The sequence below is a fragment of the Acinetobacter calcoaceticus DSM 30006 = CIP 81.8 genome, assembly GCF_000368965.1.
Taxonomy (GTDB): Bacteria; Pseudomonadota; Gammaproteobacteria; order Pseudomonadales; family Moraxellaceae; genus Acinetobacter; species Acinetobacter calcoaceticus.
Genome location: NZ_KB849780.1, coordinates 194972 through 211307, shown reverse-complemented (window position 1 = coordinate 211307; position 16336 = coordinate 194972). Strand labels below are relative to the sequence as shown.

Genomic DNA, 16336 nt, shown 5'->3' with positions numbered 1-16336 from the left:
TAGTAATTAAGCATTAACAGTTGCAAGAACTGCATTGAATGTAGCACTTGGACGCATTACTGCATCTACTTTTGCTTTATCAATTGCATAGTAACCACCGATGTCAGCTGGTTTACCTTGTACTTGAGCAAGTTCAGCAACAATCTTCGGTTCTTCTTGAGCTAAAGTTTTTGCCAGTGAAGCAAATTTAGCTTTTAACTCAGCATCTTCGTCCTGTGCAGCAAGTGCTTCAGCCCAGTAAAGTGACAAGTAGAAATGGCTACCACGGTTATCAATCTCACCCGTACGGCGCGATGGAGACTTATCATTATCAAGCAACTTGTCAGTTGCTTCATCAAGCGTCTTCGCAAGTAACTTAGCACGAGCATTATTTTCTTTAATACCCATTTCTTCTAAAGAAGCTGCTAAAGCAAGGAACTCACCAAGCGAATCCCAACGCAAGTGGTTTTCTTCAACAAGTTGCTGTACGTGTTTTGGCGCTGAACCACCCGCACCCGTCTCGTACATACCGCCGCCCGCCATAAGCGGAACGATAGACAACATTTTCGCAGAAGTACCAAGTTCCATAATTGGGAACAAGTCAGTTAAGTAGTCACGTAAGATGTTACCAGTCACAGAAATAGTATCTAGACCACGTACTACACGCTCAAGTGTATAACGCATTGCACGAACTTGAGACATGATCTCAATATCCAAGCCATTCGTATCATGATCTTTTAAGTACTTTTGTACTTTCTTGATCAATTCATTTTCGTGTGGACGGTATGGGTCAAGCCAGAAGATCGCAGGCATGCCTGAGTTACGTGCACGAGTTACTGCAAGTTTTACCCAGTCACGAATCGGAGCATCTTTAACCTGACACATGCGCCAGATATCGCCTTCTTCAACATTTTGAGTCAATAACACTTCACCAGTGTCAAGATCGGTAATGTTTGCAATACCAGCTTCTGAAATTTCAAAAGTCTTGTCGTGAGAACCGTATTCTTCAGCTTTTTGAGCCATCAAGCCAACGTTCGGTACAGTACCCATAGTCTTCGGATCGAAGTTACCATGCCACTTACAGAAGTTGATCATTTCTTGGTAAATACGAGCAAATGTTGATTCTGGCATAACAGCTTTAGCATCATATTGCTTACCATCAGCACCCCACATTTTACCACCAGCACGGATCATAGCTGGCATAGAAGCATCAACGATGATGTCGTTTGGTGAATGGAAGTTTGTGATGCCTTTTGCCGAGTCAACCATTGCAAGTGCAGGACGGTGTTCTTGACAAGCATGTAAATCTTCAATGATTTCTTCACGTAATGATGTTGGAAGAGTTTCGATTTTCTCGTATAACCCAGCCATACCGTTATTGACGTTAATACCTAATTCGTCAAATAACTTACCGTGTTTTTCGAAAGCTTCTTTGTAATAGATTTTCACACAGTGACCAAAAACGATCGGGTGTGAAACTTTCATCATTGTCGCTTTTACGTGTAAAGAGAACAAAATACCTGCTTCTTTACAATCATCAAGTTCTTTTTCATAGAAATCACAAAGTGCTTTCTTGCTCATGAACATTGAATCAATGATTTCGCCGTCTTGTAGCGCAACTTTTGGCTTAAGAACAATGCTCTTACCACTGTTCGTGATAAGTTCCATTTTCACATTACGTGCGCGATCAAGTGTCATTGATTTTTCGCCATGGTAGAAGTCACCTTCTTCCATATGTGAAACATGAGTTTGTGACCACTGTTTCCACTCGCTCATTGAATGAGGGTGTTTTTTTGCGTAATTTTTAACTGCTGCTGGAGCACGACGGTCAGAGTTACCTTCACGGAGGACAGGGTTTACTGCTGAACCAAGGCACTTACCATAACGAGCTTTGATTGATTTTTCTTCTTCGTTTGTAGGATTTTCCGGATAATCAGGAATTGCATAACCTTTTGATTGAAGCTCTTTGATACATGCAGTTAATTGCGCAACAGACGCACTGATATTCGGGAGTTTGATAATATTAGTATCTGGATCTTGTGTAAGACGACCTAGCTCTGCAAGGTTGTCAGTTACCTTTTGCTCTTCACTTAGGTATTCAGCGAATTCTGCGAGCACACGTGCAGCTACAGAGATGTCACTTTTAATAATCTCGATGCCAGCTGGCTTAGTAAAGGTCTCAATGATCGGCAGTAGCGAATAGGTCGCCAATAGTGGCGCCTCGTCAGTCAGTGTGTAAATAATAGTTGACTTTTCACCAGCCATATATAGCCCCTTCCGTTTGATTGAGTGTTGAGGACCGAGCTTTTGGCCCAGTGCCTACGAACCGATATGCTTAAATAAAACCCTGAGAGTATCGACTCTCATTGCCTTTCAGTCAACGAAATATCCAGTGATAACGACATTTCGTAGCGAAATAATACATAATTAAAATATATAGATAATTTTCTAATATCTAAGTCATTGTAATATACACATTCCGATCACTTTTCAGGCATTAAACATCATTAAATTACATGAGATATCTTTCAGTGTTCTGACAATTATTATACTTTTCATTCAAAATAAACTCAAAGGTAAAACAGATTTCACCATTTGGACGTACTTAAAAGTAAAAACCGATGTGCAAAACATCGGTTTTTTATAAACTATTTAGCTTTAATCTATGCTTTTAACCATTTTTCAGTTTTAGCTTGATCTTCAACGACAAGTTCAACTTCTGTTAAATCAGATGTAGCGCAATCGACTGCAAAAGATATTAACTCATCACGACGGAAAGCAAATACAGTATAAGTACCACCCTGTTTTGCATACTTCTCGATAAGCTTAGTAGATGCTTTTAAACCATCAATTGCAATAATCACATCATTGGCAGAAATACCTGCTTTTGCTCCAGCGCTCTCACGGCGAGCACTTTGCACGAGTACGCCTTCTGGCTTATCGACAAGTTTCAAGCCTAATGGCAAAGATTTGTCAGTTTTAACTCTATAGCTTAAGCCAAATTCAGGAAGCAACTGATCAAGTGGTAATTCATCAGTCGTGTTAATCAAATGATTAATCTGTTCAATCCAGTTATCACCCGTCAGTTCTTTACATAAATCAAAAATGGTTCGCTCATTTACTTGTATACCATTTTGAGTATTTTCATATAACCGACGCATTAAAGCATCAAGACTAGAACCACGTAGACGTAAACCTAAATCTAGGCATAACGCTACCAATGAACCTTTATTGTAATAACTGGTACCTGCATTATTTGAGTTTTCATCTTGACGATAAAATTTGATCCAAGCATCAAAACTTGATTCGGCAACTGTTTGAACAAAACGACCTGGGTTTTGCAAATAGCGATCAATTTGTGCTTTGAGTAAATCAAGATAAGACTTCTGAGAAATGACGCCACTACGCAATAAAATCAGGTCATCATAATATGAAGTAAAGCCTTCAAATATCCAAAGTAAAGATGTGTAGCCTTCTTGGTGCAAATTATAATTTGCAAAGTTTTCAGGACGGATAAACTTTACTAACCATGAATGAAAATATTCATGACTACATAAGCCTAAAAAGCGTTGATAATCTTTAGAAGGTTCAGTTGGTTCATTCGATTTTGGCAAATCGTCGCGTGGTGTAATCAGACTTGTACTATTGCAATGTTCTAATCCACCATAACTATTCCCTGTTGCCATCGTCATAAAGGTATAGTTTTTAAATGGCGCTGAACCAAACATATTTATTTCAGCTGCACAAATCTTTTCAATATCGGCTTTTAAGCGATCAATATTGGCATTATGTGGACCAGAAATTACAAACTCATGTTCAATGCCATGTGTTTCGAAGCCAAAGCGCATTTGATCAGCCAGTTCAAACGGACTATCAATCAATTGATCATAATGATCGGCTTTTAAAGTAAAGCGCCCTTTGACTAAACTTTTTGAAGCTAAGCCGGTTGCTAACTGAAAATGCTTTAACTCATCTGGCAAGAAAACTTCGACTTCACAAGCAGACTGCTCCTGTCCATCTAAAGCCAAACATACACACGCAGGATTAATATATAGACGCGTCTGGTCTACATATGCGCCACGTACAGACAAATCATATGCATAGACATCATATTCAATCGTCATTAATTCGTGATCTGTATTAAATAAACGCCAGCGATTCTTGCTCGTTTTTTTAATGTCCAGCATACGTCCAGCTTCATCATAAGCTTTAACGGATTCAATATGTTTTGAGAACTCTCGAATTAGATAACTACCCGGAATCCACGTTGGCAGCCAAAGTTCCTGATTCGGATTGGCTAAAAAACGAATTGTCACGTGAACAAGGTGTTGTTTGTAATCATCGAACTCAATTTGATAATGCAACATAAATTCTTCAATTTAAAATAAGAACGGCTTCACATTAGATTATCACTTTTTTGTATCGTCTTGCGTAGATGTATTTTTTGGCAACAATTCCCACTAGCCTTCGATTAAAAAAAGGCATAGCATGCTGTGCATCTGTGTCCCGTATTTGCCAGTGAAAGTTAAGGTCATCCGTGAAATTTTTTCTATCTCTTTTTACCCTCTTTAGTATTTTCTGCACTACCCTAACCAATGCTGCGTTACTCAATATTGCACCTGAAAGTGTTGAAGCCGCTGCATGGACTATTGTAGATACTCAATCGGGTCAAATCATTGCCGAGCATAATAGCCATGTGCAACGCGCACCAGCATCTTTAACCAAAATGATGGTTGCTTATATTGCCTTAAAAGAGATTAAAGCTGGAAAGCTGAAAAAAGAAGAAATCATTACTGCAACGCCGGTGGTAAGTGTCGTGCAGTGGGATGAATCACAAATGTATCTTAAAGCTGGTGAACAAATTTCAGTTGATCAGTTATTGGCAGGTTTAATTGTGATGTCTGCTAATGATGCAGCCGTGACTTTAGCTGAAAAAATTTCTGGGGATGTTCCTCACTTTGTACAACGTATGAATCAGGAAGCTCAAGCTTTGGGTATGAAAGATACTCATTTTAGTAATCCTCCCGGAATTACGATGCCTGATCATTACACTACGGCTCATGATTTAAGCTTATTAGGTCAGGCTTTAATTAAACAAACTCCTGAATATTTACATTATTCAAAAATGCCAAGCTTTAGCTACAACCAACGCTTCCATCATGCGACCAACCTTGCACTGAAATATGACCCATCTGTTGACGGTCTAAAAACTGGTTACACTAAAGCAGCTGGTTATAATTTAGCATTAACAGCTTCACGTCCTTCATTTTCATCAGACTTAGCTCAAAGACGTTTATTAGTAATTGTTTTAGGTACACCGAGTGCGGTAAAACGAGCGGAGATTGCAGATAAGTTAATGAATCTTGCTTATGCTTACACGCGCGATGAAGTCATTATTCCTGAGCAGAAATTAATTGCCGAACTGCCTGTTGTAAAATCGACTCTAAAAATGTTTAAGGTCGCAACAAAGCAACCGACGATTGTAACGACATCTTTATATGCTGAACCTACTCCCATTGACTTAAATACTTTTGACAATGTGACTCAACGCATTCAAGTACTTGATAGTAATTTACAGCCAAAAGTGATTGCTCCACTCGAAAAGACTCAAACACATGTAAACATTGAACTAAATGAAAAACAGTTAACTGCACCATTAATGAAAGTCATGAGTTTGGCAACAGTATCTATTTATCAAAACAACCAGCTGATCCGTAGTCTTCAAATTGAAGATAACGTACATATTGAAGAAGCCAATATTTTCCAAAGAATCATGATGTGGTTTTCTAGCCTCTTCTCTATTTTTTCATCGAGTGAACATAGTGCTGCAAAACTCTACCCTTTAGATTCGCACTAAAAACATCAAATTGTGCACAGATGCACAATAAATTTTATAAATAAAAGATGGCATAATTCAGCCATCTTTTTTTATAGAAAAATAATTAGGTGATAAAAATGACCCAAAATTTACATCATATTGTAATTGTTGGTGGTGGTGCCGGAGGCTTAGAGCTTGCGACACAACTCGGTGAAACTTTTGGGAAAACTCATAAAGCGAAGATTACGTTAATTGACCAAAACCTAACGCACATCTGGAAACCTTTGCTTCATGAAATTGCTGCTGGGTCTTTAAATCCACACGAAGAACAAACTAACTATTTTGCCCATGCAGAAAAACATCACTATGAATTTGTACTTGGAACATTAGTTGGAGTTAAGAAAGATAAAAAATTAATTGAGTTAATTCCCCCTCAAGTTTCTAAAGAGCAAAGCACTCATCCACAAGAGCTGAGTTATGACACGCTTATTTTAGCGCTTGGTTCTGTGTCAAATGACTTTAATACAACAGGCGTACGTGAAAACTGTCATTTCCTCGACAGCAGAAAGCAAGCTGATATTTTCCAGCAAGATTTATTACATCTTTATATTGAAGCTCAAAATCAGCCAAATCAGCGGACTTTAAATATCGGAATCGTGGGTGCTGGTGCAACAGGTGTAGAACTTGCGGCCGAGTTAATTGAAACGACTAAAAACTTTTATCGATATGGTTTAAAGAAGATTCACCCCAACCAAGTTAAAATTACCCTAATTGAGGCTTCTGAGCGCATTTTACCTGCTCTAAGTGAAAAAACAGCTGAGCATAGTGCAAAACAGCTCAAAAAAATGGGCATTGAAGTTTTAACCAAACATCGCGTTGAAAAAATTGATGAGCATTCCATCTATTTTAGTAATGGCGATCAATTAAAAAGTGATATTACCGTCTGGGCAGCAGGTGTAAAAGCACCAAAAGTTTTAGAAAGTTTCAATGATTTTGAACGCGACAATATTAACCGCCTGATGGTCTACGCAACATTACAAACTTATTCCGACCCAAATGTATTTGCTTTTGGTGATTGCGCCCGTTGCCAACTTGATGCAAGACATCCTCCACTTGGCCCGCGCGCTCAAGTTGCAAGCCAACAAGCGAGCTTTTTAGTCGATGCCATGGCTGCTCGACTTAATGGCCGATCACAACCCATGTTTACCTTTAACGACAAAGGTTCGCTTGTGTCTTTAAGCCGTAATAAAGCCGTTGGAGAATTACTTGGTGATGTAAGTGTGCAAGGCTATATTGCCAAAACAATGTACGTATCTTTATATCGTTTACATCAAGCAACGATTCACGGGTACACACAGGCTGGACTACTCACAATGAAAGATTTACTTACAAGACGTGTACGTCCAAAAATTAAACTATATTGAGTTGAATTTTTTAAGTTCATCCCTATTTAGATAAAAACGCATTATATAAAAGTGTTAAAGATTCAAATTTTGTAGTCTACAAAATTTATTTTTCACTTTATGATGTACGCTTTAATTGATTGAATGGATCAAAAACATGACTGCTATTGCAAATAACCACGTGGTTTCATTCCACTACAAATTAACAAACGCTGAGGGTGAAACACTTGATCAATCTCAAGGTGAACCACTTGCCTATTTGCACGGTGCAGGCAATATCATTCCTGGTTTAGAAAATGCATTAACAGGTAAAACTGTTGGTGAAAAATTTACTGTTAACGTACCAGCAGCTGAAGGTTATGGCGAATACAACCCAGACCTAGTTCAAGAAGTTCCAGCTCAAATGTTCCAAGGTGTTGAGAACATTCAACCTGGTATGCAATTCCAAGCGCAAACAGACGACGGCGTACAAATCGTAACTGTTAAAGCGGTTGAAGGCGACAACATTGTTGTTGATGCTAACTTCCCACTTGCTGGTCAAGATTTAACTTTTGAAGTTGAAATCGTAGAAATCCGTGAAGCTTCTGAAGAAGAATTAGATCACGGTCACGTACACGGTGCTGGTGGTCATCACCACTAATTCATCTTTAAAGATGATAAGAGCAAAGCTTCGGCTTTGCTTTTTTTATGTATTTATTTTTATATAATATCTGGATAACAAACCTCTAACTCACTCAACTTTATAAGGGTATCTTTCATGTCAAACGTAAATCAGCTTATTTGGTTTCGTCAGGATTTGAGAGTTCGGGATCATGCTGCGTTATGGCATGCCTGCCAACAAGGCCCTTCGATTGGGTTAATTATTTTGTCGCCTGAGCAATGGAAAATACATCACGATGCGCCTATAAAAATTAATTTCTATTTACGCCAACTTCAACAACTCAGAAAAGAATTAGAACAGCTTAATATTCCACTTATCATTCAAGTCATTCCCTACTGGAAAGATATTGCAGACTATATTTCTAAACTCGCTCAACAACTCAATATCGAAAATGTTTACTCGAATATAGAAGTAGGTGTGAATGAGTTGAAAAGAGATAAAATTGTACAACAAGCTTTAAATCAGCAGAGTAAAGAGCTTTTTTTATTTCATGACCGTACGATTTTCCCTTTACGTTCCATTCGCAATCAGTCACAGCAACCGTATCAAGTTTTCAGTGCATTTAAAAAAGCATGTTATTCAAAACTAGATATAAGTGGTTTGCCTCAGTGCTATCCAATTTCTGAGAAACAAAATGCCTATCCGCAGTCTTTTTCAAATATAAAAAGTTTAGGTCTAGAAGATATTGAAGCTTTTTTTGACTCATCAATTCCAAAAGAGCAACAAGACTTATGGCCTACTGGAGAAGACTTTGCTTTGGAGCAGCTCGATTTATTTATTAACGATCATTTATCTCATTATAAATTAGAACGTGACTTTCCAAATGTAAAAGGAACTAGCCAACTTTCTCCCTATTTAAACCTTGGAATTTTATCTATTCGCCAATGTTTACAAGCCCTTTTTCGAGCTGAACATGGCAACTTTCATCTGACAAACGAAGGCCAGCAAACGTGGTTAGATGAATTACTTTGGCGCGAATTTTATCAACATATTTTATTTGATTTTCCGCACGTCTCTAAACACTACCCTTTTAAGAAAAATACTCAAAATATTAAGTGGGAAAATAATCAAGAGCATTTGGTCGCATGGCAAAATGGCCAAACAGGCATACCAATTATTGATGCAGGCATGCGCCAGCTACAAAAAACGGGATGGATGCATAATCGTGTCCGCATGATTACCGCTATGTTTTTGTGTAAAAACCTACTCATCGATTGGCGAGTAGGTGAACAGTGGTTTATGCAGCATTTAATTGATGGCGATTTAGCTGCGAATAATGGTGGCTGGCAATGGTGTGCATCGACTGGAACTGATGCTGTACCCTATTTCCGAATTTTTAACCCTATTGCTCAATCTAAGAAATTTGACCCAAATGGAGATTATATTCGTCAATGGGTGAATGAATTAGCTCATCTAGACAATAAAATGATTCATGAACCCTACTCAACCAAAACTCATCTTCAATTGAATTATCCAAAACCAATTGTTGATTTAAAAGAAACGCGTATCAACGCAATTGAAACATTCAAGAACATTTAGACGCCACTTCTGTCTTTTGTGTTTATTTTTGATTAAAAAAAAACGAGAAATTTGACTATATTGTGACTTTACTCTAAAAATGGTTATAAATAGATCTGTAAAAGGACAAACACAACAATAAATTCAAAAAACATCACAGTTCATTATAAAAGTATAAAAATTAACATTACAAAAAGGGACTAGAGCGCGCATGCAACAAAAGAACCCAGGAAGAACACTCGTCTTATGGATTATCGCAGCTCACCTCTTTATGGGAATGGTGGCATATGAGTGGTTGCCTGTAAGCTTTAGAGGAAGCTGGATTTTTATTCTTATTCTTTTAATTTCTGGTGCTTTTTTAAAAGTCGGCGCATCTTTAATTGTTGGTTTAATCGCTTTCGTAGGCGTGGCAGTATATTTTTTACTCGACCTAGGGGCACAAACACATATTGAACGTCAGCTCCTTTTACTTTTTATTATTCCCCTTATTCCTCTTTTTCTGAGTGCTGTACGCCATAATATTGAAATTAACGTTCAAAAATATCGTGATATACAGAGTTATGATCGAAATTACCGCCGTGATATTTTCCCACTTAGCGCACTCAAATATTTCCAACGTAGTTTCTTTAAACTTCTTGATCATCACCACATACAAGACTATGAAGTCTTTGAAATTAGAATTCTCAACCGAATCTTAATTAAAGAAATGTTAGGCGATGATGTGTGGAAAACCACTCAAAATGAAATGATTCAAATTTTGAGCCAGCATCATCCACAAGAAATTGTTTTCCAGTTTGCTGATGATGATCTAGAAACGATATACAGCATTGTTATTCGCAAGCAAAAAACTGAAGAAGAACCTGAATTTATTAAAAAGCTAAAAGAAATTATGACCTTGCGGCTTGAAGTAGAATATAAAATTATTCAGATTCCACTTGAAGAGGAGATTACTTAATGTCTAATCTTCTTAATATTTGTGGAATTATTATCGCCTCTAGTCAATATCCAGATAGCACTTTACAGCAGTTTTATCGTCAATATTATCAATGTGAAATTAAAGCTGAACAAACAAAAACCGAAATTCAGAATATTAATGACCTTTCCATGTTTTTCCCAGCGCAGGACACATGGTGGCCTGTTTTTACAATTGACCAAATCAGTTCGGATAGTTTTCAAAGTCTTATTCATAAAGGGATAAAGCCAGGCATCATATTACCGGATGAAGTATTTAGCTTTTCTCATTATTTCTTATTAAAAGAAGCAGTCAGCCAAGGTGCAATTCCCATTGCACTTTTTAAATCCGGACAGCCCCAATATTTTGCAGCCAAAGCCACATTTTCAACTGCCATTGGTTTACGGCCCATGGCTGCTTTTGTTTCAAAAGGTTGGGATGAAAACTTAATTTCACAAACTGCTGGCAGCTATATTGTTCAGTTTAATCCACCAGAACTTCCTCTGCCATCTAGAGAAATTAGACAAAAGCAGCACTTATTTTATTCAGCTAAAAGTTTTGATGGTCATATTTCGGGTTATGAAATTATTATTAATCCTCCTGCTGATCTACCAACCACAAATATTCGATACCCTCAACTCGGAATATCATGGAAATTTAATAATATTAACTACATAAGTACGCCTGAACATATAAAAACTAGTTTTATTGGATATATTTTTATTGGTTTAAGCACAGTCGTAGTTCCACTCGATCTTATTTTAAAAAGTACCTATCCTGATCTTCTGGGTACCTTCGGCAGCTATATTTCATGGATCTCCTTGGTCATCGGGGTGATTTTATTGTTATTGCTGATCTCGTCTATTATTAGGAGGGTTAAATCAAATGGCTCCCATTGATATTCTCTTCCTATTTGGTTTTTTAGGAATCTGGATTCCTCAAGCATTTTGGGCTTGGTTAAGTTATCAGGCTTGGAAATATTCAAAAACGGCGGAAAAAGAGCTACAGAACCTTCCTGTGCCAGATAGATGGCCTGTTTTGAGTGTTTTGATTCCTGCATATAATGAAGGCGTAGTGATTGAAGATACTTTGCATGCAATCGCTCAACAGGATTATCCAGCCGAAGCATATGAAGTTTTGCTCATTAATGACGGTTCTAAAGATAACACCCTAGAAATTGCCGAAAATCTAGCACAGATTTATCCTTGCATAAAAATTGTCAACGTTCCTAAAGGAATGGGAGGCAAAGGTAAATCTAGAACGCTTAATAATGGCTTACCCCATGCCAAAGGTGAACTCATTGTTGTTTATGATGCAGATAGTACACCGGAGCCTGATTGTGTCCGTCTCTTAGCTCAAACGCTAATTGCTGATAAAAAATTAGTGGCTGTAAATGGCAAGGTAAGAACCCGTAATTAGCAAGATAGTATTTTGACTCGCTTTATCGCCATTGAATTCATCTTTTTCCAATGGATTTTTCAAGGCGGACGTTGGCAACGTTTTGAACTATCCACTTTGATGGGTACCAACTATGTCATTTGGCGTGATGCATTAGAAACCTTGGGTGGTTTTGATGAGAAGTCATTGGTCGATGACACTGAAATGAGCTTCCGGATTTTTATCGGCCAAAAACGAATTAAATGGGTACCCTACGCAATTGGTTGGCAGCAAGATCCACCATCTTTGAGTGTATTTATTAAACAGCGCTCACGTTGGACTCAAGGTAATTTTTATGTGACTCGTAAATATTTACCTGTAGCGTTAAGAACGCCTTTTCCTATCGGAATTGAAATTCTGAATAACATTATGTGCTACATACTTTTTGTACCTGCGTTACTCTGGAGTCATATCACCTTAACTCTTGGGTTACTCGGTATTGCAGGTATTTCGGTTCCAGGACCATTCACATTACTGTGGGGTCTTTCATTTTGCCTGTACGTTGCACAAATGTGGTTTACCCTATCTTTAGAAAGGGCCAAACCAGAGCTCTATTTTTACTCAGTTTTATCTTATGTAACTTATTCACAAATATTTCTATTTATTGTATTTAAAGCGGCATATGACATGCTTAAAAATAAAATACAGGGCAACTCCCTTCAATGGTACAAAACGGAACGTAGCAAGGAGAGAAAAAAATGAAAAAGACTTTTGACCTATACCAAACGGTTCAAGTGCTCCTTGCCAGCACCAGTCTAATGTTAGCAATGTCTGCTCATGCGTATACATGGGAACTAGACGATATTAGTACATCCACCAAATATACTGTTGAACCATATTTTTTCTATATTGGGAAAGGTGCTGAATGGGAAAACATTCAATTTTCAAGTAACTATTCCACTGAAAGTGATACAACTTTATTAGTTAAATATGATGATAAGCTCATCTATAACTCTACTTTAAGTAGTGATGGACAACTAAAATTTGATATTCCTAAAAGCCAAAGTGGTTTTCACCGATTAGACTTCATTATTCAGCAATATACCAAATCAACAACACTCAATCGAACTAAGGATTCTTTTTGCTCTGAAGATATTGATCATTTAACTTATTTAAGTAATTCTCAACTCGATTTTAAGCCGATTCGGAATATATACCGTTTAAAAGATTTACCCGATGCTTTATTTAATCCACAAGCTAGACGACCTACGCCCTTTGTTGGAATTTTAAAATATAACCGTAAAGAGATTGCAGAAGCGTCTATGCTTGCCCGGCTAGCTAGCTCGTGGAGTTCAGTAACGCCAATTGAGTGGGTTGATTCTGGACAGACCAACTTAAACCCTGAAACAAATTTTATTATTGAAGTGATTCATTCACCTACTCCACTCAAGGGTGGAGCTTTTGTACAAATTGCAAAACCAGTTGATGGAGTAGCAACGCTTTCAATTACTTATCACACCCGACAAGAACTTACTGCTGCCATTAATGGGCTCATTAATCCATCTTATGTACAGCAACTGAATACAGGAAGTGCAATTTTCCCCACCACGATCTCTAATCCAACTTGGGCTCAATTTAAAAAAATTGATACGCTGGCCGATTTAGGTATTGAAGATTTCAGATTAAACCATGCTGAAAAGAACTTATTTCTTGACTTCCCTGCTGTTTGGCAACCAACCGATATCTTGCAGGGACAAATCGCACTTCGTATTCAAAGTGGTCTATTACAAGGTTCAAATATTACAGCTTGGATTGATGGCGGACTTGCAGGAAGTATGAAAACAGCAGATCTCGCTTCAGATCCAGTAAATCGACAATTTAATATTTTTGCTAAAGCGATTTCAAATACAACCAATTTCAGCCTAAAACTTGAAAACTCAGTAATCGCAAGTTCTCAGTGTTTACCAACCGCTCATGGTTCTCTCTGGATTGATACAGCCAAATCCACGGTAAAACTTCCACACAAACTCAAAAATGGGGTAGCTGCAATTTCCATGACTTTAGCAACTACTCCCACCATTGCGATTGATGATCAATCTGGTGCTTTAAATATTGCTATTGTATTAGGTAAAGTTGCTAAAAAAATGCTTTTAACACAAGCACCAATGCCTCTAAACCTAGTTCGCTACGCACCGAGTGCCCCACAATCAATAAATATTCGTGTGAATAAAGATATTTATAAACAGCAAGTATTAATGCATCAAGATATTATTTATGCGCCTGCTGCTGTTAATGGTTTTATTGTGAGTTATGACAATAACCGTTTTGATGTTATTACCGACTCAGAAGGTGGTGCACAAAGTTTTATGCATCTTTGGGAAAAAATACAGCATAAAATTCCTAATAACGTGACAAAAATGTTGGTTTCAGAAAATGGAAATATTTATGTTTTACAAAAGCTCATTGTCGGAAATCAAAAAGCACCTTTAGTTCAACAATCTTCTTTCTTCTTATTAGTTGTGATTATCTCTGCAATTATGATAATAATTATCTTTTTGTGGTACTGGTTAAGACGAAATAATGAAAAAACAGATACCAATTAAAATAGCTGCTTTTATTATTTTAATTATATGTAGTGTTATAGCTTATGCGGGGTTGTTCAAACATCAAGGACAAGCCCCGCGTATTGAAGGAATTTTCTGGCAGCCCGACAATAACACGACCCCACCAGAGGGAAACTGGCACTATTTGGGTGTTAACACATTTGTCCCTCAGTGGTCTGTTGTTGAGTCTAAATCATGGTGGAAAGAATCAAACTTTCCTCAATGGGAAAAAGCAATTAATTTAGAAAAAATTAAACAGGAGCCTTGGGCTAAAAACCTGATATTGGGCTTAGCAGGCGAATATAATGAACCTAAAGCTCGGGCAAATGTAACTGAGTTAGGTGAAAAATCTGCCCAAATTATAAAAGAGCAAAAAACGGCACTTAAAGGCTATTATTTTCCGGTAGAAGCAGATCCGACTTGGTTAAGAGTAAGTGCTTTAGGTCAGGTTTTAACCAAATTTCCAGTACCAGTTTGGGTGAGTATTTATAGTGGTGAAAGTGAACCCAAACATTACGATTTATGGGTTAAAAGCTGGTTACCTGAAAATAACGGTGTTTTCTTCCAAGACGGGGTAGGCGTAGGTGTAAGGTCTCCTAAGCAAGCCAAACATATTTTAGATCAACTTGAACAAAAGCTTGGAAAAGATAAAGTAATTATAGTGCTAGAAGCTTTTAGAGTTAAAAAGAATGGGCAATTTAGAGCCGCCTACCCTTGGGAAATTATTTCTCAACTAAAAGCATATGAAGGAAAAACCGTCTATATTTTTGATGGACCTCACTACATGAGTCGCTGGTGCGTCAATATTGTGAGCTTGTGGTATCGCCTCACTTATGGTGGTAAGAGCACCTCCATAAGTGAGAATAAATCTCTAACTCATAATTATGCTAATTCATAAGATTGTGCAATTTGGTCAAGAATACGCCGAGCAGCTTGCCCATCACCAAATGGATTTTCTACATGTGCCATTTTTTCATAGTGCTGTTGGTCGGTGAGCAACTTTTCAGCTTCTTGAATAATTTTTTGTTGGTTAGTCCCTACTAAGACTCCTGCTCCAACCTCAACAACTTCAGGCCGTTCTGTGGTATCTCGCAAGATTAAAACGGGCTTATTAAATGATGGACTCTCTTCTTGTAAGCCACCCGAATCTGTCAAAATAAATGTAGATCGGTCTATGACTGCCAATAAGCTTGGGTAGTCTAGCGGTTTAACAAGATGGATTTGGGGATGATCTTTAAACTTATTATGTACAACATCATGTACTGCGGGGTTTAAATGCACAGGCCAAATAAAATGTAAATTTGGGTGGCCATTAGCTAAATGCTCAACTGCATTACAAATGTTTTGAATTCCATCTCCAAAATTTTCACGGCGATGAGCTGTAATAAGCACAACTTTGTCATCTTGCTTTAATTGAATTCCATAGGGTTCTAGCTGGTTCTTCAAACCCGATTTTTCAGAAATTAATTTACGTCCTAAATACACAGCATCAACAACGGTATTACCTGTAACAGTAATAAGCTCTGGTGAAATTTGTTCATTGAGTAGATTTCTCTTTGATTGTTCAGTCGGAGCAAAATGCCATTTTGTAATGCGGGAAACTAACTGGCGATTTCCTTCTTCTGGAAAAGGATGATCTAAATCATAGGAACGCAAACCCGCTTCGACATGCGCAACAGGAACTTTCATAGAGAACGCGACCAAACCTGCCGCTAAAACAGTCGTTGTATCGCCCTGAATAACAATTGCATCTCTTTTTTGACCATCGGTATATACCTGTTCAATTTGACTCAAACCATGTATTAATAACTGATTGAGACTTTGTCCAGCATTCATAATTTTGAGACGGTGGTCGATTTCAACCCCAAAGAAATCTATCGCATCTCTTACCAATTCATCATGCTGCCCCGTAAAAATAACCTCAACTTGAAAGCGTGGATCTTGCTTTGCCAATAAAATAACAGGGGCAAGTTTGATTAGTTCTGGACGTGTACCAAATACAATAGATATAAAAATTTTCTTCAT

The 16336-nt window shown here is 37.7% G+C and carries 11 protein-coding genes and 1 pseudogene; 9 read left to right on the top strand and 3 right to left on the bottom strand.

The features are described 5' to 3' along the window. Window positions 1-6 precede the first annotated feature (6 nt). The gene (locus tag F936_RS05940) at window positions 7-2244 is read right to left on the bottom strand and encodes an NADP-dependent isocitrate dehydrogenase (protein WP_004643621.1); all 2238 of its coding nucleotides are present in this window, start codon (window positions 2242-2244) and stop codon (window positions 7-9) included. Window positions 2245-2642: 398 nt separating this feature from the next. After that, on the bottom strand, window positions 2643-4346 hold the full coding sequence (locus F936_RS05935) for a M61 family metallopeptidase (protein ID WP_005045916.1): 1704 nt from the start codon (window positions 4344-4346) through the stop codon (window positions 2643-2645). Between the two features lie 170 nt (window positions 4347-4516). Here F936_RS05935 and F936_RS05930 point away from each other — a divergent pair, with 170 nt between their 5' ends. From F936_RS05930 to F936_RS05890, 9 genes and pseudogenes are all read left to right on the top strand, one after another. Then, the gene (locus tag F936_RS05930) at window positions 4517-5836 is read left to right on the top strand and encodes a D-alanyl-D-alanine carboxypeptidase PBP6B (protein ID WP_005045914.1); all 1320 of its coding nucleotides are present in this window, start codon (window positions 4517-4519) and stop codon (window positions 5834-5836) included. 98 nt (window positions 5837-5934) lie between these two features. After that, window positions 5935-7221 (top strand): NAD(P)/FAD-dependent oxidoreductase, encoded by a 1287-nt coding sequence (locus F936_RS05925; RefSeq protein ID WP_005045911.1) that lies wholly within the window; start codon window positions 5935-5937, stop codon window positions 7219-7221. A gap of 136 nt (window positions 7222-7357) precedes the next feature. Continuing rightward, window positions 7358-7840 (top strand): FKBP-type peptidyl-prolyl cis-trans isomerase, encoded by a 483-nt coding sequence (locus tag F936_RS05920; RefSeq protein WP_003650377.1) that lies wholly within the window; start codon window positions 7358-7360, stop codon window positions 7838-7840. Between the two features lie 117 nt (window positions 7841-7957). Then, window positions 7958-9400, top strand: a complete 1443-nt coding sequence (locus tag F936_RS05915) for a cryptochrome/photolyase family protein (protein WP_005045909.1) — start codon at window positions 7958-7960, stop codon at window positions 9398-9400. Window positions 9401-9590: 190 nt separating this feature from the next. Continuing rightward, window positions 9591-10334: a hypothetical protein gene (locus F936_RS05910; protein WP_003650373.1), complete on the top strand. Its 744-nt coding sequence runs from the start codon at window positions 9591-9593 to the stop codon at window positions 10332-10334. After that, window positions 10334-11230 (top strand): hypothetical protein, encoded by an 897-nt coding sequence (locus F936_RS05905; RefSeq protein WP_005045906.1) that lies wholly within the window; start codon window positions 10334-10336, stop codon window positions 11228-11230. Before F936_RS05910 ends, F936_RS05905 begins: the two co-directional genes overlap by 1 nt. After that, window positions 11217-12470, top strand: a pseudogene (locus F936_RS05900) (glycosyltransferase family 2 protein). The gene F936_RS05905 and the pseudogene F936_RS05900 overlap by 14 nt, the downstream one beginning before the upstream one ends. Then, entirely contained in the window at window positions 12467-14311 is a 1845-nt protein-coding gene (locus F936_RS05895; RefSeq protein ID WP_005045899.1) for a hypothetical protein, read from the top strand. Before F936_RS05900 ends, F936_RS05895 begins: the two are co-directional and overlap by 4 nt. Further along, window positions 14289-15209, top strand: coding sequence for a hypothetical protein (locus tag F936_RS05890; protein WP_005045897.1), 921 nt, complete (start codon window positions 14289-14291; stop codon window positions 15207-15209). The genes F936_RS05895 and F936_RS05890 overlap by 23 nt, the downstream gene beginning before the upstream one ends. Here F936_RS05890 and wecB read toward each other — a convergent pair. Then, on the bottom strand, window positions 15194-16336 hold the full coding sequence (gene wecB, locus F936_RS05885; protein ID WP_005045895.1) for a non-hydrolyzing UDP-N-acetylglucosamine 2-epimerase: 1143 nt from the start codon (window positions 16334-16336) through the stop codon (window positions 15194-15196). The two genes, F936_RS05890 and wecB, sit on opposite strands and share 16 nt — an antisense overlap.

Coding starts and splice junctions, on each gene's coding strand:
- F936_RS05940 (WP_004643621.1), bottom strand. CDS start 2,244: ATGGCTGGTGAAAAGTCAACTATTATTTACACACTGACTGACGAGGCG.
- F936_RS05935 (WP_005045916.1), bottom strand. CDS start 4,346: ATGTTGCATTATCAAATTGAGTTCGATGATTACAAACAACACCTTGTT.
- F936_RS05925 (WP_005045911.1), top strand. CDS start 5,935: ATGACCCAAAATTTACATCATATTGTAATTGTTGGTGGTGGTGCCGGA.
- F936_RS05920 (WP_003650377.1), top strand. CDS start 7,358: ATGACTGCTATTGCAAATAACCACGTGGTTTCATTCCACTACAAATTA.
- F936_RS05915 (WP_005045909.1), top strand. CDS start 7,958: ATGTCAAACGTAAATCAGCTTATTTGGTTTCGTCAGGATTTGAGAGTT.
- F936_RS05910 (WP_003650373.1), top strand. CDS start 9,591: ATGCAACAAAAGAACCCAGGAAGAACACTCGTCTTATGGATTATCGCA.
- F936_RS05905 (WP_005045906.1), top strand. CDS start 10,334: ATGTCTAATCTTCTTAATATTTGTGGAATTATTATCGCCTCTAGTCAA.
- F936_RS05895 (WP_005045899.1), top strand. CDS start 12,467: ATGAAAAAGACTTTTGACCTATACCAAACGGTTCAAGTGCTCCTTGCC.
- F936_RS05890 (WP_005045897.1), top strand. CDS start 14,289: ATGAAAAAACAGATACCAATTAAAATAGCTGCTTTTATTATTTTAATT.
- wecB (WP_005045895.1), bottom strand. CDS start 16,336: ATGAAGAAAATTTTTATATCTATTGTATTTGGTACACGTCCAGAACTA.